General features: G+C 61.4%; 22 protein-coding genes. 14 read left to right on the forward strand and 8 right to left on the reverse strand.

All coding sequences use genetic code 11. The features are described from left to right. Positions 1 to 82: 82 nt before the first annotated feature. The 5 genes from U5A67_RS28685 (at position 83) to U5A67_RS28705 (ending at position 6,498) form a co-directional block, all read left to right on the forward strand. Complete coding sequence (locus U5A67_RS28685) at positions 83 to 1,354, forward strand: ABC transporter substrate-binding protein (protein ID WP_321816930.1); 1,272 nt, start codon at positions 83 to 85, stop codon at positions 1,352 to 1,354. 103 nt (positions 1,355 to 1,457) lie between these two features. Next, a complete protein-coding gene (locus U5A67_RS28690) occupies positions 1,458 to 2,363 on the forward strand; it encodes a carbohydrate ABC transporter permease (protein WP_205985206.1) in 906 nt (301 codons plus the stop codon). 18 nt (positions 2,364 to 2,381) lie between these two features. Then, positions 2,382 to 3,233: a carbohydrate ABC transporter permease gene (locus U5A67_RS28695; protein ID WP_205985205.1), complete on the forward strand. Its 852-nt coding sequence runs from the start codon at positions 2,382 to 2,384 to the stop codon at positions 3,231 to 3,233. A 73-nt stretch (positions 3,234 to 3,306) separates the two neighbouring features. Further along, complete coding sequence (locus tag U5A67_RS28700) at positions 3,307 to 5,274, forward strand: beta-galactosidase (protein ID WP_321816931.1); 1,968 nt, start codon at positions 3,307 to 3,309, stop codon at positions 5,272 to 5,274. A gap of 69 nt (positions 5,275 to 5,343) precedes the next feature. Then, on the forward strand, positions 5,344 to 6,498 hold the full coding sequence (locus U5A67_RS28705) for an arabinogalactan endo-1,4-beta-galactosidase (RefSeq protein WP_321816932.1): 1,155 nt from the start codon (positions 5,344 to 5,346) through the stop codon (positions 6,496 to 6,498). 7 nt (positions 6,499 to 6,505) lie between these two features. Here the strand turns inward: U5A67_RS28705 and U5A67_RS28710 are convergent, their stop codons facing one another. Both U5A67_RS28710 and U5A67_RS28715 read right to left on the reverse strand, forming a co-directional pair. Next, positions 6,506 to 7,168, reverse strand: a complete 663-nt coding sequence (locus tag U5A67_RS28710; protein ID WP_321959762.1) for a hypothetical protein — start codon at positions 7,166 to 7,168, stop codon at positions 6,506 to 6,508. 172 nt (positions 7,169 to 7,340) lie between these two features. After that, a complete protein-coding gene (locus U5A67_RS28715; protein WP_321816934.1) occupies positions 7,341 to 7,871 on the reverse strand; it encodes a hypothetical protein in 531 nt (176 codons plus the stop codon). A gap of 376 nt (positions 7,872 to 8,247) precedes the next feature. On the opposite strand from U5A67_RS28715, the gene U5A67_RS28720 reads away from it, so the two are divergent. From U5A67_RS28720 to U5A67_RS28730, 3 genes are all read left to right on the forward strand, one after another. Continuing rightward, entirely contained in the window at positions 8,248 to 9,387 is a 1,140-nt protein-coding gene (locus tag U5A67_RS28720) for a porin (RefSeq protein WP_205985200.1), read from the forward strand. A gap of 321 nt (positions 9,388 to 9,708) precedes the next feature. Continuing rightward, complete coding sequence (locus tag U5A67_RS28725; RefSeq protein ID WP_205985199.1) at positions 9,709 to 9,939, forward strand: type II toxin-antitoxin system Phd/YefM family antitoxin; 231 nt, start codon at positions 9,709 to 9,711, stop codon at positions 9,937 to 9,939. 9 nt (positions 9,940 to 9,948) lie between these two features. Continuing rightward, positions 9,949 to 10,338 (forward strand): type II toxin-antitoxin system VapC family toxin, encoded by a 390-nt coding sequence (locus tag U5A67_RS28730; RefSeq protein WP_205985198.1) that lies wholly within the window; start codon positions 9,949 to 9,951, stop codon positions 10,336 to 10,338. Positions 10,339 to 10,371: 33 nt separating this feature from the next. On the opposite strand, the gene U5A67_RS28735 is transcribed toward U5A67_RS28730, so the two are convergent. Then, on the reverse strand, positions 10,372 to 11,433 hold the full coding sequence (locus tag U5A67_RS28735) for a LacI family DNA-binding transcriptional regulator (protein ID WP_321816935.1): 1,062 nt from the start codon (positions 11,431 to 11,433) through the stop codon (positions 10,372 to 10,374). Between the two features lie 358 nt (positions 11,434 to 11,791). On the opposite strand from U5A67_RS28735, the gene U5A67_RS28740 reads away from it, so the two are divergent. From U5A67_RS28740 to U5A67_RS28760, 5 genes are all read left to right on the forward strand, one after another. After that, entirely contained in the window at positions 11,792 to 16,651 is a 4,860-nt protein-coding gene (locus U5A67_RS28740) for an NAD-glutamate dehydrogenase (protein ID WP_321816936.1), read from the forward strand. Between the two features lie 109 nt (positions 16,652 to 16,760). Then, on the forward strand, positions 16,761 to 17,051 hold the full coding sequence (locus U5A67_RS28745; protein ID WP_321816937.1) for a nucleotidyltransferase family protein: 291 nt from the start codon (positions 16,761 to 16,763) through the stop codon (positions 17,049 to 17,051). Continuing rightward, positions 17,048 to 17,395, forward strand: a complete 348-nt coding sequence (locus tag U5A67_RS28750) for a DUF86 domain-containing protein (RefSeq protein WP_321816938.1) — start codon at positions 17,048 to 17,050, stop codon at positions 17,393 to 17,395. Before U5A67_RS28745 ends, U5A67_RS28750 begins: the two co-directional genes overlap by 4 nt. 71 nt (positions 17,396 to 17,466) lie before the next feature. Beyond that, positions 17,467 to 17,778, forward strand: coding sequence for a cupin domain-containing protein (locus U5A67_RS28755; protein WP_205985193.1), 312 nt, complete (start codon positions 17,467 to 17,469; stop codon positions 17,776 to 17,778). 9 nt (positions 17,779 to 17,787) lie between these two features. Next, positions 17,788 to 18,732: a TIGR03571 family LLM class oxidoreductase gene (locus U5A67_RS28760; protein WP_321816939.1), complete on the forward strand. Its 945-nt coding sequence runs from the start codon at positions 17,788 to 17,790 to the stop codon at positions 18,730 to 18,732. A gap of 8 nt (positions 18,733 to 18,740) precedes the next feature. On the opposite strand, the gene U5A67_RS28765 is transcribed toward U5A67_RS28760, so the two are convergent. Both U5A67_RS28765 and U5A67_RS28770 read right to left on the reverse strand, forming a co-directional pair. After that, positions 18,741 to 18,884: a hypothetical protein gene (locus U5A67_RS28765; protein WP_321816940.1), complete on the reverse strand. Its 144-nt coding sequence runs from the start codon at positions 18,882 to 18,884 to the stop codon at positions 18,741 to 18,743. A 272-nt stretch (positions 18,885 to 19,156) separates the two neighbouring features. Then, positions 19,157 to 20,398 carry an MFS transporter gene (locus tag U5A67_RS28770; protein ID WP_321816941.1) on the reverse strand — a complete coding sequence of 414 codons (1,242 nt, stop codon included), beginning with the start codon at positions 20,396 to 20,398 and terminating at the stop codon, positions 19,157 to 19,159. A gap of 264 nt (positions 20,399 to 20,662) precedes the next feature. Between U5A67_RS28770 and U5A67_RS28775 the strand changes: the two genes are divergently transcribed. Continuing rightward, on the forward strand, positions 20,663 to 22,153 hold the full coding sequence (locus U5A67_RS28775; protein WP_321816942.1) for an ISNCY family transposase: 1,491 nt from the start codon (positions 20,663 to 20,665) through the stop codon (positions 22,151 to 22,153). Positions 22,154 to 22,294: 141 nt separating this feature from the next. Here U5A67_RS28775 and U5A67_RS28780 read toward each other — a convergent pair whose 3' ends face one another. The 3 genes from U5A67_RS28780 to U5A67_RS28790 are packed head-to-tail and all read right to left on the reverse strand — an operon-like array spanning position 22,295 to position 25,675. Then, complete coding sequence (locus U5A67_RS28780) at positions 22,295 to 22,822, reverse strand: DUF3237 domain-containing protein (RefSeq protein ID WP_321816943.1); 528 nt, start codon at positions 22,820 to 22,822, stop codon at positions 22,295 to 22,297. A 17-nt stretch (positions 22,823 to 22,839) separates the two neighbouring features. Further along, positions 22,840 to 24,549, reverse strand: a complete 1,710-nt coding sequence (locus U5A67_RS28785) for a tannase/feruloyl esterase family alpha/beta hydrolase (RefSeq protein ID WP_321816944.1) — start codon at positions 24,547 to 24,549, stop codon at positions 22,840 to 22,842. 34 nt (positions 24,550 to 24,583) lie between these two features. After that, a complete protein-coding gene (locus U5A67_RS28790) occupies positions 24,584 to 25,675 on the reverse strand; it encodes a porin (protein WP_321816945.1) in 1,092 nt (363 codons plus the stop codon). Positions 25,676 to 25,747: the final 72 nt, after the last annotated feature.

The raw sequence follows: 25,747 nt of genomic DNA on the forward strand, positions 1-25,747 counted from the left end.
CAACTCGCCTAGCAACCGATCAGTCATACCCCGCCGCCAGAGCGGGTCATTCACCTTGCAAGACAAACCAAGGAGACACCAGATGTTCGCTCAACGCTTCCGCCGTTCCGGCACGCTCGGAACATTGGCTCGCGCCACTGCCGCCGTGGCGCTTGTGGCCGCCACACTCGCGAGCGGCGCGGCCGATGCCGGCACGCTCACTGTCAACGTTTCGGCGCGCGGCAATCAGCGCGCGACCTGGCAGGATGCCTTCGACAAGTTCAAGAAAGCCAACCCGGATGTCGATCTTAAGGTTTCCTATGTAACGGAAGAAGCCTACAAGGTGCAGATGAGCGGCTGGCTGGCGACCGATCCGCCCGATGTAGTGTCGTGGCACGACGGCGAACGCATGGCCTACTATGCGCAGCGCGGCCTGCTGGAAGACCTGTCGGGCGATTGGGCCAGGAACGGCTGGAACGAGCAGTATGCATCGGTAAAAGAAGCCTCCACCTATAAGGGCAAGCAGTACGCTGCGCCGCTGGGCTATGACGCTTACGGCTTTTTCTATCGCAAGGATCTGTTCCAGAAGGCGGGCGTGAAAGCCGAGCCGAAAACCTGGGACGAATTCCTCGACGCCTGCAAGAAGCTCAAGGCCAGCGGCGTGCAGCCGATCGCTGTTGCCGCGCGCGATAGCTGGACGCTGGCCGCGTGGTTCGACTATCTCGACCTGCGCATCAACGGCAACGGCTTCCACCAGCAATTGATGGCCGGCGAAATTCCTTATACCGACCCGCGCGTGAAAAAAGTATTCACGGCCTGGAAAACGCTGATCGACAACCATTACTTCATGGACAACGCGCTGTCCTATGACGTCGATTCGATTGCGCCGGTGCTCGTCAACGGCAAGGCCGCGATGATGCTGATGGGCACGTTCTTCTCGGCCAGCTTCCCGGCGACGATGAAGCAGGACGTGGGCTTCTTCCGCTTCCCGGTGATCGACGCCAATGTGCCGACCGCCGAAGACGGTCCCGTCAACGTGCTGCTGATCCCTGCCAAGGCGAAGAACAAGACCGACGCGCGCCGCCTGCTGGCCTTCATGGAAACGCCGCAGATCAATGCCGATCTCGCACACGGCTGGGGCCAGTTGCCGTCCAATAACAAGGCTGCCGAACCCGAAGACGCCATCTCGAAGGTGGGCTTCCAGACGCTCGCCAATACGCGCGGCGGCATTGCGCAGTTCTACGACCGCGACATGCAGAAGGAAATGGCCGACGAAGGCATGAAGGCGATGCAGCAGTTCTATAGCGATCCGTCGCAGATCGACGCCTTGCTCGCGCGCCTGGAAACGACGCGTCAGCGCATCTATCACAAGTAAAGCGCGCATGTTGTGAGGGCCGGTGGCGCAGCGCCGCCGGCCCATGAAGTACGGCAAGCGTTTCATGTAATTCGTCATCCGAAATATCAGGCGAGGCCTCACCATGTCCGATACCGTCGCGCGTCCGCTTGGCACGGCGCGCACGCAGCGCACTTCAACGGTGCGCCGGCAGCAAAACCGCGCGGCGCTCTGGTTTCTGCTGCCCGGCTGCGCGCTGTTCACGCTCTGCGTGCTTTATCCGATCGTCAATAGCATTGCATTGAGCTTTTATAACTGGGACGGCATGACCGAGAAGACGTTTGTCGGTCTCGCGAATTATGTCGAACTGTTCCAGACCGATACGTTCTATACGGCGCTCAAGAACAACCTGCTGTGGCTCGTGCTGTTTCTGCTGGCGCCGCCGGTCGGCCTGATGTTCGCGCTTTATCTGAATCAGCGCGTGGGCGGCATTCGCATCGTCAAGTCCCTGTTTTTCGCACCGTTCGTGTTGTCGGGCGTGGTGGTGGGGCTGGTGTTCTCGTGGTTTTACGATCCCACCTTCGGCCTGCTGCGGCTGATTCTGGGTCATGGCGTGCCTGTGCTGGGTGACCCCAAACTCGTCACGTTCGGCATTATCTTCGCCGCGCTCTGGCCGCAGACGCCGTTCTGCATGGTGCTGTACCTCACCGGTCTCACGTCGATCAACGCGGAAATCGTCGAAGCCGCGCGCATGGAAGGCGCAAAGGGCATCAAGCTTTTCTGGCACGTGATCCTGCCGCAACTGCGCCCCGTGACCTTTATGGCGATCGTGCTGACGGTGATTGGCGCGTTGCGCAGCTTCGACCTGATCGCCGTGATGAGTGGCGGCGGCCCGTTCGATAGCTCCACCGTGCTCGCGTACTACATGTACGACCAGGCGATCAAGTATTACCGCGAAGGCTATTCCGCTTCGATTGCCGTGGTGCTGTTCGCCATCATGCTCGTCTATATCGTGTTTCATCTGCGCCGCATGCTGCGCGAAGAACGCTGAAAACAAGGGAGTTTCCGCATGTATCCGCTTCCCGTCGACCGCTGGAAACCCGCGAATCGCACGCTCTACAAGATCTCGTTGCCGATTGCACTCTTCATCTGGCTGCTGCCGATGCTCGCTGTGCTGATCACCTCGATCCGTTCGACCGAAGAATTGCAGCAAGGCGATTACTGGGGCTGGCCGAAGCATTTCGCGCTGCTGGACAACTATGGCGCGGCGCTCACGCAGACGCCCATGCTGCATTACTTCGCCAATAGCGTGCTGATCACCGTGCCTTCGGTCATTGGTGCGATCGCGCTGGCTTCGATGGCGGGTTTCGCTTTATCGACGTATCGCTTTCGCGGCAATACCGCGGTGCTGTTCGCATTCGTCGCTGGTAATTTCGTGCCGATCCAGATCCTCATGATTCCGGTACGCGATATGGCGCTGCGCGTGGGACTCTACAACACGGTCTGGGCGCTGATTATTTTTCACGTCTCGTTTCAGACCGGCTTTTGCACGCTGTTTCTGCGCAATTTCATCAAGCAGTTGCCATTCGAATTGATCGAAGCCGCGCGTGTGGAAGGCGCGAGCGAATGGACGATTTACTGGCGCATCGTCATGCCGCTCGTGCGACCGGCGCTTGCGGCGCTGGGCATTCTCGTCTTTACGTTTGTCTGGAACGACTATTTCTGGGCGCTCTGCCTCACGCAGGGCGACGATGCGGCGCCTATCACCGTAGGCGTGGCCGCCCTCAAAGGGCAGTGGACCACGGCGTGGAATCTGGTGGCAGCGGGCTCGGTGCTCGCGGCGCTGCCTTCCGTGCTGATGTTCTTCGCCATGCAAAAACACTTTGTCGCGGGACTGACCTTCGGCGCCAGCAAGGGCTGATTTCCTGTCCGGCATTGCGAATGCCGAAGGTCCTTTTTCCTCTCTACCGTTTATTCGAACCGGGTTTTCACTCATGCAAATCGGTGTCTGCTATTACCCCGAACAATGGCCGCGAACGATGTGGGCCGACGACGCGCGCCGCATGGCCGAACTGGGCATCTCGCACGTGCGTATCGCCGAGTTCGCATGGAGCCGCATGGAACCGCGCGCCGGCGAATTCGACTGGGCATGGCTCGACGATGCGATCGCCACGCTGGCCGCGCAAGGGCTGAAGGTCGTGCTGGGCACGCCTACGGCGTCGCCGCCAAAATGGCTGGTCGAGCGCGATCCGGACATGCTGCCGGTGCGCGCCGACGGCACACGCTGGAATTACGGCTCGCGCCGCCACTACGATATTGCCAGTGAGTCTTATCGTCAGGAATGCGTACGAATTACCGAAGTCATGGCGCAGCGCTACGGCAAGCATCCGGCTGTCGTCGCCTGGCAGACCGATAACGAACTCGGCTGTCACGATACCGTGCCCAGCTATTCCGCGGCCGCGCAGATCCGTTTTCAGGAATGGCTGCAACAGCGCTATCAAACCGTCAACGCGCTCAATGAAGCGTGGGGCAATGTGTTCTGGAGCATGGAGTATCCGTCGTTCGAATCGATCGGCCTGCCCATGCTCACGCCCACCGACGCGAATCCCTCGCATCTGCTGGACTTCCGCCGCTATATGTCCGACGAAGTGGCGAGCTTTCACCGCGAACAGGCCGATGTGCTGCGCCGTTACGCGCCCGGCGTGGACGTGCTGCACAATTTCATGGGCTTCTTCACGACGTTCGATCATTACCGCTTCGCTGCGGATAAAGCCATCGACGTCGCGACGTGGGACAGCTATCCGATCGCGCGTACGGAAGTGATCGGTCTGCCCGAAGCCGATAAAGCCCGTTACGCACGCACCGCGCATCCCGATGTTTCGGCGTTCGATCACGACCGTTATCGCGCCATCGGCGCGGGACGTTTCTGGGTCATGGAGCAGCAGGCGGGGCCGGTGAACTGGGCGCCGTGGAATCCGGTGCCCGCGCCCGGCATGGTGCGTTTGTGGGCCTTTGAGGCCTTTGCACACGGCGCGGAACTCGTTTCGTACTTCCGTTGGCGCCAATGCCCGTATGCGCAGGAGCAGATGCATTCGGGCCTGAATCTGCCGAATAACGAACTTTCGCCGGGCGGCAAGGAAGTCGCGCGCGCGGCGCAGGAGATCGCGCAGAGCGAGGCGCTGCGCACGCTTGCGGCGCCCGCACGGGCCAGCGTCGCGCTGGTCTTCGATTACGAAACGCAATGGATGTTCGAAATCCAGCGACACGGCACGGGATTCGATTATCAGACGCTTGCATTCGACTACTACCGTGCGTTGCGCGAGCAGGGTGTCGATGTCGATATCGTGTCGCGGCATGCGGATCTCTCGGCGTATCGGCTTGTCGTGGTGCCGTCGCTGGCTGTGATCGACGATGCGTTTGTCGCGAAGATCGAGCATAGCGACGCGCAATGGGTGTTCGGCCCGCGCAGCGGTTCCAAGACCGATAACTTCGCGATTCCTGGCGCGCTCCCGCCTGGCCTGCTGCAGCGCGTGTTGCCGCTTCAGGTGCTGGAAGTCGAGTCGCTGCGCCCGACGCTTGCCCCGGCACTGAGCGTGGGCGATGCGCATGGCACGGCGCTGCACTGGCGCGAGCACGTGCGTGCGAACGACGGCACGCGCGTAGAAGCCGAATTCGCCGATGGCTGGCCCGCATTGCTCACGCACGGGCGCGTGCGTTATCTGGCGGCGTGGCTGACGCACGATCTGCATCGCACAGTCCTCGGCGACGCGGCTCGCGCAGCGGGCGTGACCTTGCAAACGCTGCCGGAAGGCGTGCGCCTCGCGAAACGCGGCGGTCTGACTTTCGCATTTAATTTCGGCGATACACGCGCACTGGCGCCTGCGCCCGCCAATGCGCAATTCGTGCTGGGAGAAGCCTCGCTGGAAACCGGCGACGTATGTGCCTGGCGCGATCCGCAATAGGCCGATTAAAACCTATAAGCGTTGCGGGCCGCGTCAAAGCGGTCCGCCGATTACCATGGAGGAGCACAGATGAAAAGAAGAGAGATGCTGTCCTGGCTGGCCTGCACTGCGCTTGCATCAGGTGCGGCCCCATCGTTTGCGGCTTCGGCGCTAACGGGCGAAACGCGCGGCAACGATCAGCGCCTGACAATGGGCGCGGATTTATCGACTCTGCTGGAACTGGAGGCAAACGGCGCACGCTTTTACGATCACGGTAAAGCCGAAGACTGCCTGCGCATTTTCCGGCATCACGGGTTGGACGCGATTCGCATTAAAGTCTGGAATGACCCTGGCAATCCTGACTATTTCCCGGCGAATCAAAGCCCCGCTACAGGCTACAACAATGCGAAGCATGTGCGCGTACTCGCGCGCCGTGCCGCGGAATTGGGCCTGCGCGTGCTGATCGACTTCCACTACAGTGACTGGTGGGCCGATCCCGGCAAGCAGTATCCGCCGCATGCATGGGCGGGAAAAGATCTCGCGCAGACCTGCGCCTTGCTCTCCGACTACACCACGAGTGTATTGCACATGCTGCGCGAAGAAGGCGTGCGTCCCGAATGGGTGCAGACGGGCAACGAGATTACGGGTGGCATGCTCTGGCCGCTCGGCAAATACGACCAGTGGGACAATCTCGCGACACTGCTCAAGACCGCGCACGATGCGGTCAAATCCGTCGATCCAAAGATCCAGCACATGCTGCATATCGATAGCGGCGGCGACAATGCCAAAAGCCGCTGGTGGTTCGACAGCGCGGTGCAGCGCGGCGTGAATTTCGATCTGATCGGGCTTTCGTATTATCCGCAGTGGCAGGGCTCACTCGACGATCTGCAGAACAACGCCAACGATCTGGCCACGCGCTACGGCAAGGATATTTTCGTTGTCGAGACCGCGTATCCGTGGACCACGAGCGACGGCGATTCCGAACCCAACGCAATGACCAATACCGGCACGCTCGGTTATCCGCCCACGCCCGAAGGTCAGGCGCAGTTCTTCGCCGCGCTCACGAACGTGGTGAAGAGTATTCCCGACGGGCGCGGTAAAGGCGTGTTCTGGTGGGAACCCGAATGGATTCCCACGCCGAATGTGGGCTGGAAAGTAGGCGCCGGCGATCAGTGGGACAACAACACGCTATTCGATTTCCACGGTCACGCGTTGTCGTCCATCGACGTGTTCAAGAAGCGCTAAAAGTGCTTTAGAAGCGATAGGTCAGGGCGACCTGCGCCACCGGATACCAGTGGTAGCGGGTCACCTTGTCGGTGAACTTCTGCTCTTCGTCCTGGATGTCCTGATTCGTGACGTACGGGTCGTAGACCGACGGCACGTTATAGTTCACGCGCGGGCGGCCATAAGCCACGCCCAGGTCGAACGACACGCCCAGACCCAGCGCGGGCTTCTTGTGGCCGTAACCAATGCCGATATACGGCATGACGTGCGGCAGCGTCACTTTTGCGGTGGGCGAAGGACCGAGCGCCGGCACGGTTTGCCCGCCAATCACGTAGTTACCCTGCGCATTCGGCGCAAGGTTCGCGCTCAAGGAATCGCCGTTGAACAGCGCGCCGGCCGTGAGGCGAAAGCCGCTGGAGGCGAACGGGAAGACATCCAGATACGTGCCGCCCTGGGCGAGCGTCAGGTGGCCGTCGTAGCGGTTATCGTCCACCGTCACGGTGTGGCTCAGACCAAAACCTTCGGCATCGGCGTGAACGCCGAAGTGCGGGCTCAGATTAAGCGCGCCGCCCAGGCCCGCGCCCAGCGTACCGCCCGTGACATACACTTCCTGCGCGTGTACTTGCGCCATCGCCGCGCTCGCCAGTACGGCAACCAGCCCAATATATATCGGATGACTAAATGATTTCACTGCTCTCTCCCTGAAATCAGAAAGCGCTCGCTATGGGCCTCCTGACGTCTGTGACTTTACGTGGGGTGAGAGCAAGTCAATTGGGCGAGATGCAGGCATTTCGCACGGCAAATCGAAATCTTTATGTAATGGCGGTGCGACCCTTTCAACGCGCGCTTAGAGCCGATATTCGTCAGTGGAATGTGGCGCAGAGCCGGTCGATCGGCACAACGATCAGCAGACACGATGAAAAGGCGAGGCCGACCGTAAAAGCGACGGCAGCCGTCGCGCCACACCAGGCAATGAAGCGCGCGGGATTGCGCTTGCCCGGAACCTGCGAAGCGATCATCCGCCAGGCGCGCGAAGCCGCAATCGCGATGATGACCGCAGCGATCATCGAAACGGCGGACGCGCCGGCCACGATCCGCTCGACCAGTGGCCAGGGCAGGGCGCCGCTGTGCTGAAAGTCGTCGCAGGCGTTGGAAATGAGCGTCACGCAAAGCGCGAGGTGAGCGAGCCAGATGCCTGGCACGCCGGCCAACCCAAGCCAGATCGCGGTGCGGCCGGTTTTTGGCAGCTCGAGATCCTCTTCCATCCCAGGTTTCCTTTCGTTTTGCCTGACGATTTCGATGGGCGTTTGATTTGTCATAGCATGCCCACCGCATATTGCATACCTGGGACATGCCGCTTCATGCCGCTGCATACCGATCGGGCCGTCGCGCATATGCGACACCACGCGACACCGTTTGGCCGCCGTTTTTGCCGACCGACTGGACGGTTACACCATAAAAGGCGATGCACAACCCTCAATTTCGTCCCGTCACCCGCCTGAGCGACCGGTTCCGCCACACAAACATGAAGCCGCGCGCCCGGTTTGACCACATCAGATAGTCATAACGTTAGCGTTATCGCAACTTCCGACTGGAAACAACGTTAGAAGCGGGCCGCATTTTCCCTGGCGCGGATCGTCGTCCTGCGTGCGCCGCTCGTTCTTATAATCGGCTCCCGAAGTGCCCGCTGGCATTTCAGGTTGCTGCGCCGGCAAGCCCCACCAAGCCGGGACGTGGTTTGGAGACAGACGACAAAATATAGGATACCTGATGAAAAGGACGCTTATTGGCCTCGCCGTGCTGGCCACGGCCTCATCCGCCGCCCACGCGCAAAGCCAGGTCACGTTGTACGGCCGCATCGACAACGGCATCCAGTATGAAACCGGCCTGCCGGGTAACAAGCATCTGGTCAGCGCGGAAAGCGGCGATTGGGGTTGCTCGTGGTTCGGGCTCGAAGGCTCGGAAGACCTGGGCGCAGGCACCAAGGCCATCTTCAAGCTGGAAGGGCAATTGAATACGCAGACGGGCCAGTCGGCCGGCGCATTGTTCGGCCGTCACGCGATCGTGGGTTTCGACAACGACCGCTACGGTACCTTCAAGATGGGCAATCTGGGCGCGGGCGAAATCTCGCAGGATAGCTGGGGCGCCGACCCGCAACTGATGCAGCGCTACGCCATCGCCACGCTCGTGCGCGGCCGCAACTGGGCCAGCGCGGCGAACGGCTTCGAATACCAGACGCCAAGCTGGAACGGCTTCCAGATGCGCGGCCAGTACGCGCTGACCAACAACACCAAATGGAATGCGGCTTCCACGCCCACGGGCCAGGGCCGCACCGACGGCATCGAAGCCGTGTACTCGTACAGCCTCGGCGACTTCCGCGTGATCTACGACGAAGTGCGCGGCGCGGACGGCACCTTCAACGACGTGTACCAGCATTCGCGCTCGATCCTCGCGGGCGGCACACTCGTATTCGGGCCGGTCAAGTTCTACGCGGGCTACCAGCACCTGAGCGCGCCGAACGCCACCAACGCGAGCGTGGGCGTCACCGACGCCTCGCAGCCGGACGGCGTTTCCGCACCCACCGCCGTCGATCACGAATGGATCGGCGCGGCCTGGCAGATCAACGCCGCGGCGGCGATCACGGCAGCAGTCTTCCACGCCAACGCAAACCACGGCAACGGCAATGCCACGCTTTACACGCTGGGCAGCACGTACAACCTGTCGAAGCGCACCTTCCTTTACACGGAAGCGGGTTACGTCCACAACAGCTCGACGTCGAATATCAATCTGGGCAACGGCTCGTACGGCAATAACGATTACGACCCGGCGACCGGCTCTTCGGCGAACGGCAATCCCAACTACGGTCAGGGGCAATTCGGCGTGTTCGCAGGCGTCATGCATCTGTTCTGATTCGGGCAGGACAGATGGCATCGCCAGAAGATGCCTCGCAACAAGCTGACAGTCCCCATGGACAGGCGCGGCCGAAACGCAATGCAATGCGATTGGCCCGCGCCGCGCCGGCGTGGTCTTTCTCCTCCACCCTGACACGCCGGCGTCCTTTTTTTCTCGCGCCTTTGGCATCGGGAATACCCAGGTCCGGGCGCTATTGAAGCGCAGCGCTTTCGCATGCTATCTTGAGAACGTTAGCGATAACGTTCAAGGCGCGCGACGGATCGTGCTGACCTCGCATAAAACCATAATTAAGCGCGCCGGCAAGGTGGAGAGCCTTCAATGGAAAAGCGTGTGTCCAAAGCGATGTTCAAGGCCAAGGCCTGCGAACTGTTCCGTCAGGTCGAGTTGCTGGGCGAGAGCGTGGTCGTGACCGACCGCGGCCAGCCGACCATCGAAATCCGGCCTTATCGGGCGAAACGTAAAAGTCCGCTCGATTCGCTGCGTGCATCTATCGTGTATTGCGATATCGAAGGCACGGGCGATGAGGCCGTCGTTGCCAGCCACAAATAGCACGCGAAGATGGTTGCTCTGGACACTTGTGCGCTGGTCTACTGGCTGCGCGGCGATCAAGCGCTGAGCGAGCCCGCGCGCGCCGCCATAGAAAGTGCGCTCGAAGAATCGGAAGTGCTGATTTCGGCCATCAGCTTGCTGGAAGTCGCGCAATTCGTGGAGAGCGGGCGGCTTGCGCTGTCGATGGATACGCGGCGCTGGCTGGCCACGCTGGCTTCGCTCGAAGGCGTGCGGATGGTGCCGGTGGATACGGCCATTGCCGTGCGCGCGACGACGATGTCCGCGCAATTGCCGATGCCGCAGCGTCTTGTTGTCGCCACGGCGCGCACGCTGGGCGTGCCGCTCGTCACACCCGACGCCAGCGTCCGCGCGCTCACGCATATCGATACGATCTGGTAATTCTCCCGCCAGAAAATTACTTCGTTATCCTTTTCAAGCTTTGACGCGGGCGCGGCTGCTTTTGCGTGCGGGTGCCTCGTTGGCACGCTGCGGTGTGGGCGCCGTGCTGTGCCGCACGACCAGCTCCGCAGGAAAAGTCGTGCGCTGCGCCACCGCATCATTCCCGGCGATCTGCGCGAGCAGGGCATTCACCGCGGAACTCGACATCTGCTGAAACGGCTGGCGAACGGTCGTCAGCGCGGGATGAAACTGCGCGGACATGGGAATATCGTCGAAGCCCACCACGGAGATATCGTCGGGAACGCGCAGGCCTGCTTCGCGCACCGCGGCAATCGCTCCGAATGCGCTCTGGTCATTGGCCGCGAAAATCGCGCTGGGCGGATCGGGCAGTTTGAGCAAGCCCGAAGCCGCTTCGAACACCGTCGTCTTCGAAGGATCGCTACTCACGGCCAGCGCCGCGTCGCGTGCGAGGCCATGGCGCGCGAGCGTGTCGTGATAGCCGCGTTGGCGGTCGCGTAGCCCTTCGATCGACTCGTCGCCGCCCAGAAACGCAATGCGCGTGTGACCGAGCGCGATCAGATGCTCGACGGCCATACAGGCGCCGCCGTAGTTATCGACCGATACCGACGGAAAACGATTGAGCGTACCGCGTTGATCGATGACGACTACGGGCACGTGGGCGGCGGCGAGGGCGTCGAGTCCCAACGTTTCTCGCGGCAGGATCACCAGCAGACCGTCCGAGAATTGCCGCACGAGCTTGATGAGTTCCTGATGCGAGTGCGTGTCGTCCGAGACGGTGTACACCAGCACTTCGCAACCGGCCGCGCGCGCTGCGCGACTCGCGCCCAGAATGAGTTCGTTGGAGAACTCGGTATCGAGCGCGGGCGTCATGATGCCGATAATGCCGTTGCGCCCGCCCGAAAGCTTTTGCGCCGTGCGATTGACGACATAGCCGATATCGGCGGCGATACGCATCACTTCATCGCGGGTTTCGCGCGAGACGCCGGGGCGTCCGTTGAGCGCGCGCGAAGCGGTCATCTGCGAGACGCCGGCCCGTTGCGCAACATCCGCCAGCGTGGGATTTTGCTTGGTCATGCGACGAACTTGTTTTGAAGTAGTGTGCAGCGCGACCAGAGCGGCTATTGGTAACGCTATCGTTACAGTTCGATCGATTCTAGCAGAAGGCTTTGCGCGAGCCCGCTGCCGATGCAGCCGCGTTGTGCGGATGCCGCATGGCGTGTTGGGTTTTAGGGGGATTTGCGGCGAATTTGAGGGTTAACACTGTTCGAGCGAGCACGACTTCCACGCATCGTTAAGCGTAACGTTCGGAGGAATTGCAGCACGCACCGCAGCTTGCGCACGCAGTCATCGTTCGATCACCGTGCCGGTGCATAATGAAATACCGCCGATGCAGTTCGATGCAGTTAATGGCCATCCGCCCCAGGAGTCCGCCATGCAAGCGAGGAACGAGGATTTCGTCGCCCATCTGCTCTCCGATCTCGTGGAATTCGCGCGTGCGCGTTTGCCCGAATCGACCTTCCAGATCGTCGAGCCTTTCCTGCGGCACTATTACGATTTCGTCGATGCCGAAGACCTGCGCAGCCGCTCGATCGCCGATCTCTACGGCGCCGCCATGGCGCACTGGCAGACCGCGCAGCGCTTCGTGCCGGGCACCGAGCGAATGCGGGTCTATAACCCGATCCTCGAACAGCACGGCTGGCATTCGGACCACACCGTCATCGAGATCGTCAACGACGACATGCCGTTTCTCGTCGATTCGGTATCGATGGCGGTCAATAAACTCGGACTCGCGCTGCATTCGGCGATGCATCCGGTGTTTCGGATCTGGCGCGGCCAGGACGGCGGCATTGCGCGCGTCGACGTGGGCGGTGCCGGCGCGGACGACGCGCAATCGCAACTCGCCTCGTTCATCCATTTCGAAGTCGATCGATGCGGCGACGCAGCAAAGCTCGACGAATTGCGCCGCGATATCGCCAAGGTGCTAGGCGACGTGCGTGCGTCAGTCGAAGACTGGCCGAAGATAGTCGAAGTCGCGCGCGAAACCATCAAGACGATGAAGGCGCGCGAAAGCAGCGCCGAAGATATCGAATCCCGCGCCTTCCTCGAATGGATGGTGGCCGATCATTTCACCTTCCTCGGCCAGCGCGACTATGCGCTGGTCGCGCACGACGGCGGCTTCGGTTTGCGCGGCGTGGAAGGTTCGGGGCTGGGCATTCTGCGCGAAGCTTTGCGCGCGCCTGGCGTGCCCGATGTCACGCCGCTGCCGCCTGCCGCGAGCGAAGTCGTCTCGGGCGCGTGGCCGATTTTTCTCACCAAGGCGAATTCGCGCGCAACGGTGCATCGGCCCGGTTATCTCGACTACGTGGGCATCAAACTGGTTGGCCCGGACGGGCAGGTGTGCGGCGAGCGCCGCTTCGTCGGCCTTTACACTTCGACCGTCTACATGGACTCGATCAACGAGATCCCGATCGTGCGCCGCAAATGCGCGAACATCGTGAGGCGCGCGGGATTTCTGCCCAAAGGCCATCTGGGTAAATCGCTGATCACGGTGCTAGAGACCTGGCCGCGCGACGAACTCTTTCAGGCCGACGAAGACGAACTCTATGACATCGCGCTAGGTGTGCTGCGTTTGCAGGAACATCAGCGCACACGGCTGTTCGTGCGGCGCGACCGTTTTGGCCGTTTCGTCTCCTGTCTCGTGTACGTGGCGCGCGACAAGTACAACACCGACTTGCGCCAGCGTATCGCCCAGTTGCTGAAAGCGGCATTTAACGGTGAATCGGTCGAATTCACGCCGCTGCTTTCGGAGTCGACGCTCGCTCGCATTCATTTCGTCGTCCATATCAAATCGGGCGCAATGCCGGAGGTGGACACACGCGAACTGGAAGCGCGGCTCGTGCAGGTGACGCGGCGCTGGCAGGACGATCTCGCCGATGCCTTGCTCGACGCGTTTGGCGAAGAGCAGGGCACGCGCCTGCTGCACCGTTACGCCGACTCTTTCCCCGCAGGCTATCGCGACGATTATCCCGCCCGCACGGCGGTACGCGATATCGAACTGATCGAGCGCGTGCAGGGCACGCGCCGCATTGCGATGAATCTGTATCGACCGATCGAGGCAGGGCCGCGCGCATTCCGCTTCAAGGTCTACTGCGCGGGCGATGCCATCGCGCTTTCGCGAAGTTTGCCGATGCTCGAACATCTGGGCGTGCGCGTGGACGAAGAACGTCCTTATGTGATTCAGGTGCCGGGTTGCCAGCCCGCATGGGTCCATGATTTCGGCCTTGAACTGGCCGACGATACCGAATTCGATATCGAGCGCGTCAAAGATCTTTTCGAAGATGCATTCGAAGCGGTCTGGACCGCGCGCATCGAGAACGATGATTTCAACCGACTCGTGCTGCGCGCGTATCTGAATGCGCGCGAAGTCACGATTCTGCGTGCGTATGCGAAGTATCTGCGCCAGGTGGGATCGACGTTCAGCGACGCTTATATCGAGCGCGCGCTCACGGGTAATCCGGCGATTGCGCGTCAACTCGTCGAGCTATTTTTGATTCGATTCGATCCGCGCGCCGGTGATGGAACCGTGGTCACGGACGCCCGCACGGCGCGCATGGAACTGGCGCTCAAGGCCATCGACGCCGCGCTGGACCAGGTCCCCAATCTCGACGAAGACCGCATCCTGCGCCAGTTCCTCGGCGTTATCAAGGCGACGCAGCGCACCAACTATTTCCGCCGCGATGCCGAAGGCGTGCCGCTGCCGTCGTTCTCGTTCAAGTTCGATCCGTCGAAGGTGCCGGGCCTGCCCGAACCCAAGCCGATGTTCGAAATCTGGGTGTATTCGCCGCGCGTGGAAGGCGTGCATTTGCGCGGTGGACGCGTGGCCCGCGGTGGCTTGCGCTGGTCCGACCGGCGCGAAGATTTCCGCACTGAAGTGCTCGGCCTGATGAAAGCGCAGATGGTGAAAAACGTCGTCATCGTGCCGGTGGGATCGAAGGGCGGTTTCGTCGTGAAGAACCCACCGCCGATAACCGACCGCGAAGCGTGGATGCGCGAAGGCATCGGCTGTTATCAGACCTTTCTGCGCGGTCTGCTCGATCTGACCGATAACCTCGTCAATAACGCCATCGTGCCGCCGCCCGATGTGGTGCGCCACGATCCCGACGATCCTTATCTGGTCGTCGCAGCAGATAAAGGCACGGCAACGTTTTCGGATTACGCAAACGCCATTTCGCAGGAATACGGTTTCTGGCTCGACGATGCGTTTGCTTCGGGCGGCTCGGTAGGCTATGACCACAAGAAAATGGCCATCACCGCGCGTGGCGCGTGGGAGTCGGTCAAGCGCCATTTCCGCGAAATGGGCGTGGATACGCAAGCCAGCGATTTCACCGTGGTGGGCGTGGGCGATATGTCCGGCGACGTATTCGGCAACGGCATGCTGCTCTCGCCGCATATCAAACTGGTGGCGGCGTTTGATCATCGGCATATTTTCCTCGATCCCAATCCCGATACGGCAGTGAGTTTTGCGGAGCGCAGCCGCCTGTTCGCGCTGGAGCGTTCGAGCTGGGCCGATTACGACCCGGCGACGATCTCGGCGGGCGGCGGCGTTTTCGCGCGTACCGTGAAGACCATTCCGCTATCGCAAGCCGTGCAGGCCGTGCTAGGTATCGATGCTGCGGCGCTCACGCCCAGCGAACTGATTCGCGCGATTTTGCAGGCGCCGGTCGATCTGCTTTATAACGGCGGCATTGGCACGTACATCAAGGCGGCGCACGAAACCAATGCACAGGTGGGCGATCGCGCGAACGATGCCGTGCGTGTGAATGGTGCGGATCTTCGCTGCAAGGTCGTGGGCGAGGGCGGCAATCTGGGCGTGACGCAGTTCGGCCGTATCGAATTCGCGCAGAATGGCGGCCGCATCAATACCGATGCGATCGACAATTCAGCAGGCGTGGATTGTTCGGATCACGAAGTAAATATCAAGATCCTTCTGGGTCTCGTGGTGGTCGATGGTGAAATGACTACGAAGCAGCGCAATACGCTGCTCGCGGAAATGACCGACGAAGTCGGCCTGCTGGTGTTGCGCGATAACTATTATCAGACGCAAGCCTTGTCGATTGCGGGACGCTACAGCGCCGATCTGCTCGACGCGGAAACCCGCCTGATGCGCTGGCTCGAACGCGCGGGGCGCCTGAATCGCGTGATCGAGTTCCTGCCGACCGACGAGGAAGTGGCCGAACGTCAGGCTGCGAAACTCGGCCTGACGTCGCCCGAACGCGCCGTGCTGCTGGCTTACAGCAAGATGTGGCTGTACGACGCGTTGCTCGATTCGGATGTGCCCGAAGACCCGCTCGTGGCCGCCATGTTGATCGATTATTTTCCGCAGCCGCTGCAACAGCGCTTCAGTGCGCCAATGTTGCGTCATCCGTTGCGCCGCGAAATCCTCGCTACGCATTTGACGAATGCGCTCGTGAATCGCGTGGGCTGCGCATTCGTGCATCGGCTGATGGAAGAAACCGATGCGCGTCCGGGCGAGATCGTACGCGCGTGCATCATGGCGCGCGACGTGTTCGATCTCGACCAGATCTGGCGCGATATCGACGCACTCGACAATCGCGTGCCCGACGACGTGCAGGCGAGCATGTTCGTCGATGTCGCGCGCCTGCTCGAACGCGCGGCGCTCTGGTTCCTGCGGCATCTGCAGGCGGGCACGGTGGACGAAGTGGGCGTCAACACGCTGCTCGCGCGCTGCCGCGACGCGGCGCAACGTCTCGCGCCGCAATTGCCGACGCTGCTGCCGGCTTGCGATCTGGAAGCGCTTTCGGCGCGTCAGGCCGCGTTGGTGAATGCGGGCGTGGAAAGCGCGCTGGCCGTGCGGGTGGCGAGCGGCGAATTGTCGGTCGCGCTGCTCGATATCGCCGATGTGGCGGCGGCTTGCGAGCGGCCGCTCGAATGGGTCGCCTCGGTGTATTTCGCGCTGGGCACGCGGTTGAATTACAGCTGGATCAGCGAGCGTGCCGCCGCGCTGCCGACGCCAACGCACTGGGACACCATGGCGCGCGCGGCCGCGCTTGCAGAAGTCGGCCGCCTCAAACGCGCGCTGACGATGAGCGTGCTGGCCGACGCGCCCGCCAATGCGGATGCGCAGGCGCTGGTGGACGCGTGGTGCGGCCAGCACGAGGCGGCGCTGGAGCGCTACGCGCATCTGCTCGCGGAATTGCGCGCCACGAGCGGCGTGAGTATTTCGGTGCTGCTGGTGATCGTGCGGGCGATGGCGTTGCTGGAGCGGCCGTGAGGGGGTTCTGAAGCGGGGAGGGAGGCGATTCCCACTCGACTCCCGCTCGCTTGAAACTCCCGCTCCGATTGAATATCATCCCAAAGGATTTCGATTCGGGAAAACACTCATGCGACCGTCCGTTGTGCTCAATAGCAAGCGAAGTGCCGTGCGCGAGGCAACGGGCCGCTTCCGTGCGGCTAACCCGCGCGTGTTCGGCTCGGCACTCCATGGCACCGACAAGGACGGCAGCGATCTCGACCTGCTCGTCGATGCGTTACCCGGTGCGACGCTGTTCGATCTGGGCGGCCTGCAGGACGAACTCGAAACACTGCTGGGCGTGCATGTCGATCTGCTGACGCCGGAAGATCTTCCGCCGGGTTTTCGCGCACGCGTGCTCGCCGAGGCAGAGCCCGTATGAGCGAAAATCGCCTGCCGGATTACCTCGACCACATGCAGCAGGCCGCGAGCGATGCGTGTCATTTCGTGCAAGACCTCGACAAACCCGCATTCCTTGAAGACAAACGGACCCAGCAAGCGGTCGTCATGAGTTTGATCATCATTGGCGAGGCAGCCACGAAGATCATGGATGGCTACGCCGATTTTGCCCAGGCGCACGCCGAGATACCCTGGCGGAGCATGCGCGGCATGCGTAATCGCATCGCCCACGGCTACTTCGAGATCAACCTCGACATGGTTTGGGAAACCGTACAGAGCGCATTGCCTGACCTTCTTCAACAACTGGATTCGGCTCGAACGGCATAGCAGGCGCGCATACCCTGTTGCCTCCACGTTCTGCATCGCAATCGCAACGCACGCGATTCGTCCTATTTCCCATGAAAATCATCCGCAGCAAAACCTTCACCGCTGAGCGCGCCTGGGGCGCGCTCGACATCGCCAATATGAATGGCATCACCACGCGCCTGCACTGGACCGATCAGCCGTACAAATGGCACATCAACGATGGCGAAGAGGTTTTCGCCGTGCTCGATGGCCGCGTGGAAATGCGTTACCGCGAAGAAGGCGCCGAGCATTCGACGATGCTCGAAACGGGCGATGTGTTTTACGCGTCGATCGGCACCGAGCACGTCGCGCACCCGCTCGGTGAAGCGCGCATTCTCGTGATCGAAAAAGCGGGCAGCGTTTAAAGCGATTTTATGGCCGCCATCGAGAATCCCATTGCCAGCCGGGTCTTCGCGCCTTCGCAACTGTCGATTGGCCTGTCGCTGCCAGTGCTGGCGCCGTCATCTCCCATCGCCGATTTTCGCGAGCAGGTTGCGCTCGCCCAGCATGCGGACGCGCGTGGTTTTCGCGCGCTCTGGGTGCGCGATGTACCGCTCAATAGCGCCGATTATCCCGATCCGGTTGGCCATCTCGATCCGTGGGTTTTGCTCGGCGCGCTCGCGACTCATACACAACGCGCGGCGCTGATCAGCGGCGCCATCGTGCTGACGCTGCGCCATCCGCTGCATATTGCCAAAGGCGCGGTCTCGGTGAGTCACCTGTCCGATAAGCGCTTTATTCTGGGCCTCGGCTCCGGCGATCGACCTGCGGAATACGCGGCGTTTGGTGAAGAGGGCGAAACGCGTCGCGAACTCTATCGACGTCATTGGGACACGCTGGCCGCTGCGCTTGCGCCGGATTCGCGCATCGTGCCAGATCTCACATCAGCCGATGCACCCGAGTTTTTTCTGCTGCCACGCCCTGAATTGCCCGTGCCGATGCTGGCAGTGGGCTCGGGTGGGCAAAGCGTGGACTGGATTGCGCGTAACTCGATTGGCTGGATGACGTATCACCGCGAACCCGAAGCGCAACGCGCGCGTTACGCGCTTTGGCGCGCCGCTGTGGCACGCGTCGCGCCCGATGCGTTTCGTGCCTTCGGCACCGCGATGCGCCTGCATTTGAGCGACGATGCGCATGAACCGGCAACACCGGTTTCGCTCGGTTATCGCACGGGTCGCGTGGCGCTGGTCGGGCTGCTGGAGGCCATGCGCGAAACGGGCATGCATCACGTGACCTTCAATCTGGGTACGGAGCGGCCCGCGCGCGAAGTCATCGACGAACTCGCCGCCGACGTGTTGCCGCATTTCCACGCGGAGTGACGCCGCGCCTACTTCTTCATCATCGCTTCGACCAGGAAGTGAAACGGCAACGTGAGCAGCACCGTGGCGCCGAAACCTACGCACCAGAGGATGAACATCCACTTGAGGTTGTGCAGAAAACCCTTGCGTTGACCGGTGGGTTGTTGCGCCATGATGCAGCCTCCCCTGGCTTTTTTATCGAGCGCTACGCCGTCGCCAATCGTCAGACCAGCGATCATGCCAACCGGGCCGCCGACGACATCTCGTGGCTGCGGATTGGCTCATCAGAGAAAGATAGGCAATCCGGCAGGTGAGTGAAAAGAATTTCGCCGCGTTCCCGCCGATAGTTTTGATTCGCTATCGGCGATAAGGCACGTTAGTGGCGGGCATGTAATGTGATTTTTCGCCCGCCACGGCGCGTATAAAGTGCGTTGAATGCCTTCGATCAGTCGAGCGATGCGTCGCAAGCGCAATCGAGACTGGTGGCCGTCGCGCTCTGCCGTTGCGAAACGGCCAGACGTTGCAGCGTCACGAGGCCGAGCAGGGCGAGCGCGAGTCCCAGCAGAAAATCGGCGTGCACGCCCGCACGGTCGACAATCGTGCCGCCGACGGCCGAACCCAGCGCAATCGCCACCTGAATCACGCTCACGAACATGGCCGAACCGGCTTCGGGCAGATCGGTCGTATCGCGCTGAATCCAGACGCTGAAGCACAGCGGCAGGGCGCCGAAAGCGATGCCCCACAACAGCATGCCGACCGTCTCGCCGATGGGCGAATGTTCGAGCAACAGCATCGAAGACATGGCGGCCAGCAGCAACAAGACCATCGCCGCGACGGACTTCTTCAGATGATCTGAAATCACCGTCGACGTGAGCGCATTCGAGAAAAAGCCGATCAGACCGAAACCGAACAGCAGCAAGGTCATCGCGTTCAGCGAGAAATCGTGCTCGAGCAGCGGCGCGATATACGTATAAGTCGAAAAATGCGCGCCGAAGACGAGCGCGACCATCAGCATGCTCAGTCGCGTGTGCGGGCGGCGCAGCAAGGTACGGAAATCGGCGATACGCAATGCCGATGCCGACGGCAGCGACGGCACCAGAAACACCTGCGCCAGCAACGCGAGCGCAACGAGACCGGCCGTGGCCGCAAAGGCGAAACGCCAGGACGAAAACGACGCGATAAAGGTGCCGAGCGGCACGCCGGCCACGGTGGCGCAGGTCACGCCGGTGAGGATCGTCGCGGTGGCTTTGGCGGCGTCTTTGCCTTCGACAAGGCGCGGCGCGGCGGCGGTCGCGAGCGTCCAGAAACCGCCCAGCGCGGCGCCGAGCAGCGCGCGTCCCACCAGCATGATGGGCAGATTCGGCGCGATGGCGCACAGAATGTTCGCGACCAGCAGCACGGCGGTGAGCAAAAGGAACACGAAGCGGCGATCCATGCGGCCGGCGCTGACGATCAGCATTGGCGCGGAAATCGCGGCCAGCACGCCCGGCGTGGTGACCATCAGGCCAGCCATGCCCGTGGAGACGCCAAGATCGTGCGCGATCTGCGGCAACAAGCCGACGGGCAAAAATTCAGCGGTCACGAACGCGAACGCGCTCATGGCCACCGCAACGACAGATAGCCATTGACTCGCGGACGTCGATTTGTCATCCAGGCTTGCTGGAGTCGGACGGATATCTATTTGCATGACGGCCTTGATTGGGATTCAGGCGTCGTATTCTAGTCAGGGTTTCTCCCAGGAAAAAGCGGCGAATGCTGAAAAGACAAGATAGTGAGACTGAACAATGCGGGGTCGGGATGTGCAGTCTGGATTTCTTATTTAACATAAGATAAATTATCGAACTTTTATTTGTTGGTTTTTAGAGATGTCTGGTTCTGGCTCTTTAGAAATGTCCGATTCCTGCCCTGACTGACGCGCACGCTGGCGCGATGTATCGATCAGGGGCGAACCATGAACGGACGTGAGCTGATCACGGCAAGCATGCGCGAACTCGAACGGGTCAAGGTCATCGAGGCGGTCATTGAAGGCCGTCTGCGATGTTTTCAGGCGGCTGAGCGGCTGCAGCTCAGCGAGCGACAGATCAGCCGGCTGTGTCGGCGCTATGAGGCCTGCGGGCCGTCCGGGCTGGTTTCGACCAGGCGTGGGCGGCCGAGTAACCGGGAATTGCCCGTCGATGTGCGGGCCCGAGCCATGGCGCTGGTGCGTGAACGTTACGCCGATTTCGGGCCGACGCTGGCCTGCGAGAAACTGGCTGAATGTCACGGGATTGCACTGGCCAGGGAGACCATACGCCGATGGATGCGCGATGCGGGTCTGTGGATTCCACGCGCGCAGCGACCGCCCAAGGTCTACCAGCCCCGGGCGCGTCGCGCCTGCCTGGGCGAACTGGTCCAGATCGACGGCAGCGACCATCGCTGGTTTGAGGACCGGGCGCCCGCGTGCACCCTGCTGGTCTATGTTGATGATGCGACGAGCCGTCTGATGCACCTGCACTTTACGGCCACCGAATCGACCTTCAGCTACTTCGAGGCCACGCGCGCGTACCTGGAATGTCACGGCAAGCCGGTGGCGCTCTACAGCGACAAGGCAAGCGTGTTCCGTAGTGTCAGGGCCCACGAGACCGGGCACAGCGTAACGCACTTCGGGCGCACCATGTACGAGCTGAACATCGACACGTTCTGCGCGAACTCCAGCCCGGCCAAGGGACGCGTCGAGCGCGCCCACCAGACATTGCAGGACCGGCTCGTGAAGGAGCTCCGGCTGCGCGGCATCAGCACGGTCGCGGCGGCCAACGCGTATGCGGCCACCTTCATGAGGCACTACAACGCCCGCTTTGCGAAGCCACCCAGGAGCACATTCAACGCGCACCGGCCGCTGCGCACGGATGAGGATCTGGACGCCCTGCTCACCTGGCGCGAAACACGGCGCGTGACGAAGGCGCTGACGGTGCAATACGACCGCGTGATGTACCTGCTGGACGACACGCCGGAGAACCGAAAGCTCGTACATCGCTACATCGACGTCTGGGAGTACCCGGACGGACGCATCGAGATCCGTGCGGAGGGTCGCGTGCTGCCGTACCGCGAGTATGACCGGCTCACCGAGGTGGACCAGGGCGCCATCGTTGAACACAAACGGCTAAGCCACGTGCTTCAGCTCTCGCAGGTGATTCAGGCTCAACGCGATAACGAGCGGATAGGTAAAGCCCCTTCCCGAACGCACCGTGGGGACTCGAGCCGAACGGTGCGCAAGCAAAGCCATGTGGGCAAGAAGAAGCAACGCGAATTCACGCAGGCCGACATCGAGCAGGTGGTCGTCGACCTGGCGCAGCAAAAGCAGCCTCCGCAGGCCCAGCGCAAACGAGGCCATCGATCAGCAGGCGTTGGTGGTACAGGCGCGAATGCCCTGCCCGTTCATGATGCGATCTTCGACACTGCGTGAACTGCCTCCCGTGAAAGACAAACCCTAAACCCCGCAAGGCGGACACTTGAACTTGGCCGGAACGCGGACATCTGAAAATGGCTTTGACATATACCGATAAAAAACGCTCCAGATCCCCGCAGTCTGGAGCGCGACCACACGCTACTTCAACCGATAAACCCGAATCAGCACTGCATCGCGGCCAGGCCGCAGGCTATCGAGCGTGCCCACGTACACGCTGTCGTTGACCCAGCCGTAAGTGCCTTGCGGCGCGATCAGATCGATATTCGAAAACACGGCTTCGCCGGGCGCGCGCTGTGCCGGCGCGAGCACATGATTCGACACGCTGATAATCGCGCCATCGTCGGTTTTCAGCTCGTACGTCGCGGAAAGCTGCTTGAAGCCGTCACGACGCACCAGTTGCCGATCCGCGCCGCCAGGCAGCACGACGCCATGTAGTTTCGGCCCCGAGAACGTCCCGCCGACAATCGGCACCATGCGCCGCTCGCCGGTCGGCGATTCGCCCAGCGATAATGTCGGCGCAAGATCGCAGGTAATTTCCATCACGAGTTCGCCCGAAGGGATATGTGCCGGCGGCGCCTCGGCCGCGAACGCAGTGTGGGCTGCCGTGCCCGCGAGCATCAACGTCACGCCCAGGCGTTGGAATTGCCGCGCAAAAGAACTCCGCATGATCTGTCTCCTCATCATCAGTTAGCGGCGCACACGAAGCTCGACGCATCGTGCGGATCGCCCTTCGTATAGCGTGCGGTTTGCGGATACGGACACAGCGGACGCGTCAATCCCGCCGCGAGTTTCGAGCCCGATTTGCTGCCTGCATGGGCGGTGATGGCATCGGGCGCCTGGCCGTCTTCGACCCATTTCACCATCGCATCGAGTGAATCGAAACTGTCCAGCGCGTAGTCGCCGCCCGAGCAATGATTCATGCCCGGCACGATATAGAGCCGCGCAAAAGCGCCTGTCTGCGCGCCATAGGTCTGGTGCAGTTTCTGGTAATAATCGATCGTGTCCGTGACCGAGAAAACCGGATCGCTGCCGCCGTGATAAATCAGCAATTTGCCGCCGCGCGCCTTGAATGCATTCAGATCGACTGAATCTGCGTCCATGAATTGCGTGGCCGATTGCGGATATTCAGGCGTGGTATTGTCGATGCCTTGTGCAAGATCGCTTAGCGAAGCCGTGTAGATATCGAAAGATTGACGCGGCGGCGTCGAGAAAACGTATTGCATGGACCCTGCGCCCAGCGTTTCCGCCCGCGACGGATGCTGGTCGTCGCCCAGTTTCCACTCGCGCCAGTTCGCGCTGGCGATGCCCGTATCGTAGGGCCACGGCGTATAAAGCACGCGTCCATCCGCCGTTTTCGCACCATTAAAAACGGCGTGCAGCGCCGCAATCTGTTTGGGCAACAGACATCGATCGGTCTTCGCGCCCTTGCATTGCAAAACCACGGGATCGAATCGGCAGCGATCGGGCCGGTAAATAAATCCGTCGTGCGCGCCATCCTGATTGCCGCATTGGCCGCGCACGGCATCCGCAATCAGATTGAGATCGCCCTGCGAAAATGCGCGGCCAAGCATGACGCGCCCGTCCGCGCTTTTGGGCGCGGCGCGGCTAAAGGCCTGTGTGTCCGCGACCTGCGCGATGGCGGCATGAGGCAGCCGATAACCCGGATCGCCGGAAATAATGCCGTCGAATTCCGAGCCGTAGCGCTGCATCGCCTGTAGCGCTTCCTGGCCGCCCTTCGAACAGCCCGCGAAATACGAGTGTTTTGGCGCTTCGCCATAGAACGCCTGAATCACGCGTTTCGCGGCCTGCGTGACGGGGCCAATCGATCGATAGCCATAATCGAGGCGCGCGCGCGGATCGACGCCGAATCCCGCGTTCTGGTCTTCGCTATGGCCCGCGTCGGAGCTGACTACGGCAAAGCCGCGCGAAAGCGCCGATGGCCCGTCACGCCACGAAGGAATCACGCCGATGGCCGGCAGCACGATACCGTCGCTACCGCCTCCGCCTTGATAGAAGAAACGCCCTGTCCATTTCAACGGCAATCGCAACTGGAAATGCATGCCGTATTGCGCGTTTGTCGCCGCCCCGCCGGATTTATTCACCGGCGCGGGTACGCCCGTGCGCGGCTCCAGCACGCCTTCTACAAGGCAATACGCCGGTGCATTTGAAGCGCCCGTCACCCATTTCGCCGATGTCACCTTGCCATCGCCGAGTGCCAGCGTGGCGAGTTGCGTGCAGGCTGCCGCTTGCGGGGTATCGGCGGCAGCGCCTGGCGTTTGCGCTGTACTGCCAGACTGCACACAGCCCGTCAATGAAGCGGCGAAGGAAGCCGCAAGCGTCAGCGCGGCGACATACGCTGCCCGTTGCTTCGTCGATTCGATGCAATACGTCATATTCGAATGATCTCGTTGGTGTGAATCATGCGGCCTAGAAGCGATGCGAAATGCCCGCGCCTACGGCCACGGTGTTCTGCCCTGCCACGCCGCCCGTGAGCGAGGCCGTCATCAGATTGGTCAAGCCGTTCGCCTTGTTTTTCGCATTCATCAAACCGGCATACACATAAAGATCGGTCGATTTGGAAAGGAAATAATCCTGGCTCAACACGAACGTGCTCGTCGCGTTCTGCGTGTTCCGGCGGTCCTCAGCCCAGTAATACGCGAACGTGAGTTTGTATGCGGGCGTAACGAACCAGTTCGCGCCCGCCTGAAGCACGCGGATATCCGATGGCCCGGTCACGCCGAATTGCGAAATCGCATTACCCTGCGGCTGGTCGTAATCGGTCCACGCCGCCTTGAGCGTGACAGGCCCGACCTTGTAGCCGCCACCCAGCGACCACACACGCAGATCGCGCTCGCCATTCGTATCGTTCTTTTGCACGAAGGCCGCCTCGCCGATCAAATGCTCGTCCTCATACGCGGCGCCTACCGACACGGCACGCCCTTGCGACAGACTGCCAGCCTGATTGCCGAAGTGATAAAGCGCGCCCAGATAAAGCTTGTCGGTCTTATAACTGTACGAAACCGAATTCGATTCATACACGGTCGTGCCCGAGGTCGTGCTCTTGCCCTCCAGGAAATTCCAGAAGCCCGCCGAACTGAAGGCCTGTTTCAATTCGCGCGGATCGACGCGGCCAAATGCGTAATACGCCGGATCGAGTTGCTGACCGGCCGTGAATTGACCATATGAAGACCGCAGAAAGACATTGGCGTAATGCCCGAAGATCGTATTGCTCGGCGACATGGCGCCCGTGCCAAGGCTGAATTGCCCTTCCAGTTGAAAGCCTGCCTTGACGCCGCCGCCAAGATCTTCCAGGCCAATCAGTCCCCAGCGATTGCTGCTGTTGCCGCCGGAACTGAACAGAAAGTTGCTATGCGATGTGGGGCCGCCCGCGCCGGGACCGCCGTTCTTGTTCTGATACAGCAAACCGCCATCGACCACGCCGTAAAGCGTGACGCTATTCTGGGCGTGCGCCACGCCCGCTCCGATCAGACACGCGCCCAGGCAAAGTGCTTTCTTCATGCTATCTCCGAACCTCATTAATTGGAATCGCCGCGCTTGTCATCGCGATCGAATAATTATTTCGTCATGCTT

The sequence above is a fragment of the Paraburkholderia sp. J69-1 genome (genome assembly GCF_905220255.1).
In the GTDB taxonomy this organism is placed as follows: domain Bacteria; phylum Pseudomonadota; class Gammaproteobacteria; order Burkholderiales; family Burkholderiaceae; genus Paraburkholderia.

Bases quoted from the DNA above. Each gene is read 5' to 3' on its own strand.
- U5A67_RS28730 (WP_205985198.1), top strand. From the start codon at position 9,949: ATGGTTGCTCTGGACACTTGTGCGCTGGTCTACTGGCTGCGCGGCGAT.
- U5A67_RS28705 (WP_321816932.1), top strand. From the start codon at position 5,344: ATGAAAAGAAGAGAGATGCTGTCCTGGCTGGCCTGCACTGCGCTTGCA.
- U5A67_RS28720 (WP_205985200.1), top strand. From the start codon at position 8,248: ATGAAAAGGACGCTTATTGGCCTCGCCGTGCTGGCCACGGCCTCATCC.
- U5A67_RS28750 (WP_321816938.1), top strand. From the start codon at position 17,048: ATGAGCGAAAATCGCCTGCCGGATTACCTCGACCACATGCAGCAGGCC.
- U5A67_RS28765 (WP_321816940.1), bottom strand. From the start codon at position 18,884: ATGGCGCAACAACCCACCGGTCAACGCAAGGGTTTTCTGCACAACCTC.
- U5A67_RS28690 (WP_205985206.1), top strand. From the start codon at position 1,458: ATGTCCGATACCGTCGCGCGTCCGCTTGGCACGGCGCGCACGCAGCGC.
- U5A67_RS28695 (WP_205985205.1), top strand. From the start codon at position 2,382: ATGTATCCGCTTCCCGTCGACCGCTGGAAACCCGCGAATCGCACGCTC.
- U5A67_RS28715 (WP_321816934.1), bottom strand. From the start codon at position 7,871: ATGCGCGACGGCCCGATCGGTATGCAGCGGCATGAAGCGGCATGTCCC.
- U5A67_RS28760 (WP_321816939.1), top strand. From the start codon at position 17,788: ATGGCCGCCATCGAGAATCCCATTGCCAGCCGGGTCTTCGCGCCTTCG.
- U5A67_RS28785 (WP_321816944.1), bottom strand. From the start codon at position 24,549: ATGACGTATTGCATCGAATCGACGAAGCAACGGGCAGCGTATGTCGCC.
- U5A67_RS28780 (WP_321816943.1), bottom strand. From the start codon at position 22,822: ATGCGGAGTTCTTTTGCGCGGCAATTCCAACGCCTGGGCGTGACGTTG.
- U5A67_RS28790 (WP_321816945.1), bottom strand. From the start codon at position 25,675: ATGAAGAAAGCACTTTGCCTGGGCGCGTGTCTGATCGGAGCGGGCGTG.
- U5A67_RS28740 (WP_321816936.1), top strand. From the start codon at position 11,792: ATGCAAGCGAGGAACGAGGATTTCGTCGCCCATCTGCTCTCCGATCTC.
- U5A67_RS28725 (WP_205985199.1), top strand. From the start codon at position 9,709: ATGGAAAAGCGTGTGTCCAAAGCGATGTTCAAGGCCAAGGCCTGCGAA.
- U5A67_RS28755 (WP_205985193.1), top strand. From the start codon at position 17,467: ATGAAAATCATCCGCAGCAAAACCTTCACCGCTGAGCGCGCCTGGGGC.
- U5A67_RS28775 (WP_321816942.1), top strand. From the start codon at position 20,663: ATGAACGGACGTGAGCTGATCACGGCAAGCATGCGCGAACTCGAACGG.
- U5A67_RS28735 (WP_321816935.1), bottom strand. From the start codon at position 11,433: ATGACCAAGCAAAATCCCACGCTGGCGGATGTTGCGCAACGGGCCGGC.
- U5A67_RS28745 (WP_321816937.1), top strand. From the start codon at position 16,761: ATGCGACCGTCCGTTGTGCTCAATAGCAAGCGAAGTGCCGTGCGCGAG.
- U5A67_RS28685 (WP_321816930.1), top strand. From the start codon at position 83: ATGTTCGCTCAACGCTTCCGCCGTTCCGGCACGCTCGGAACATTGGCT.
- U5A67_RS28770 (WP_321816941.1), bottom strand. From the start codon at position 20,398: ATGCAAATAGATATCCGTCCGACTCCAGCAAGCCTGGATGACAAATCG.
- U5A67_RS28700 (WP_321816931.1), top strand. From the start codon at position 3,307: ATGCAAATCGGTGTCTGCTATTACCCCGAACAATGGCCGCGAACGATG.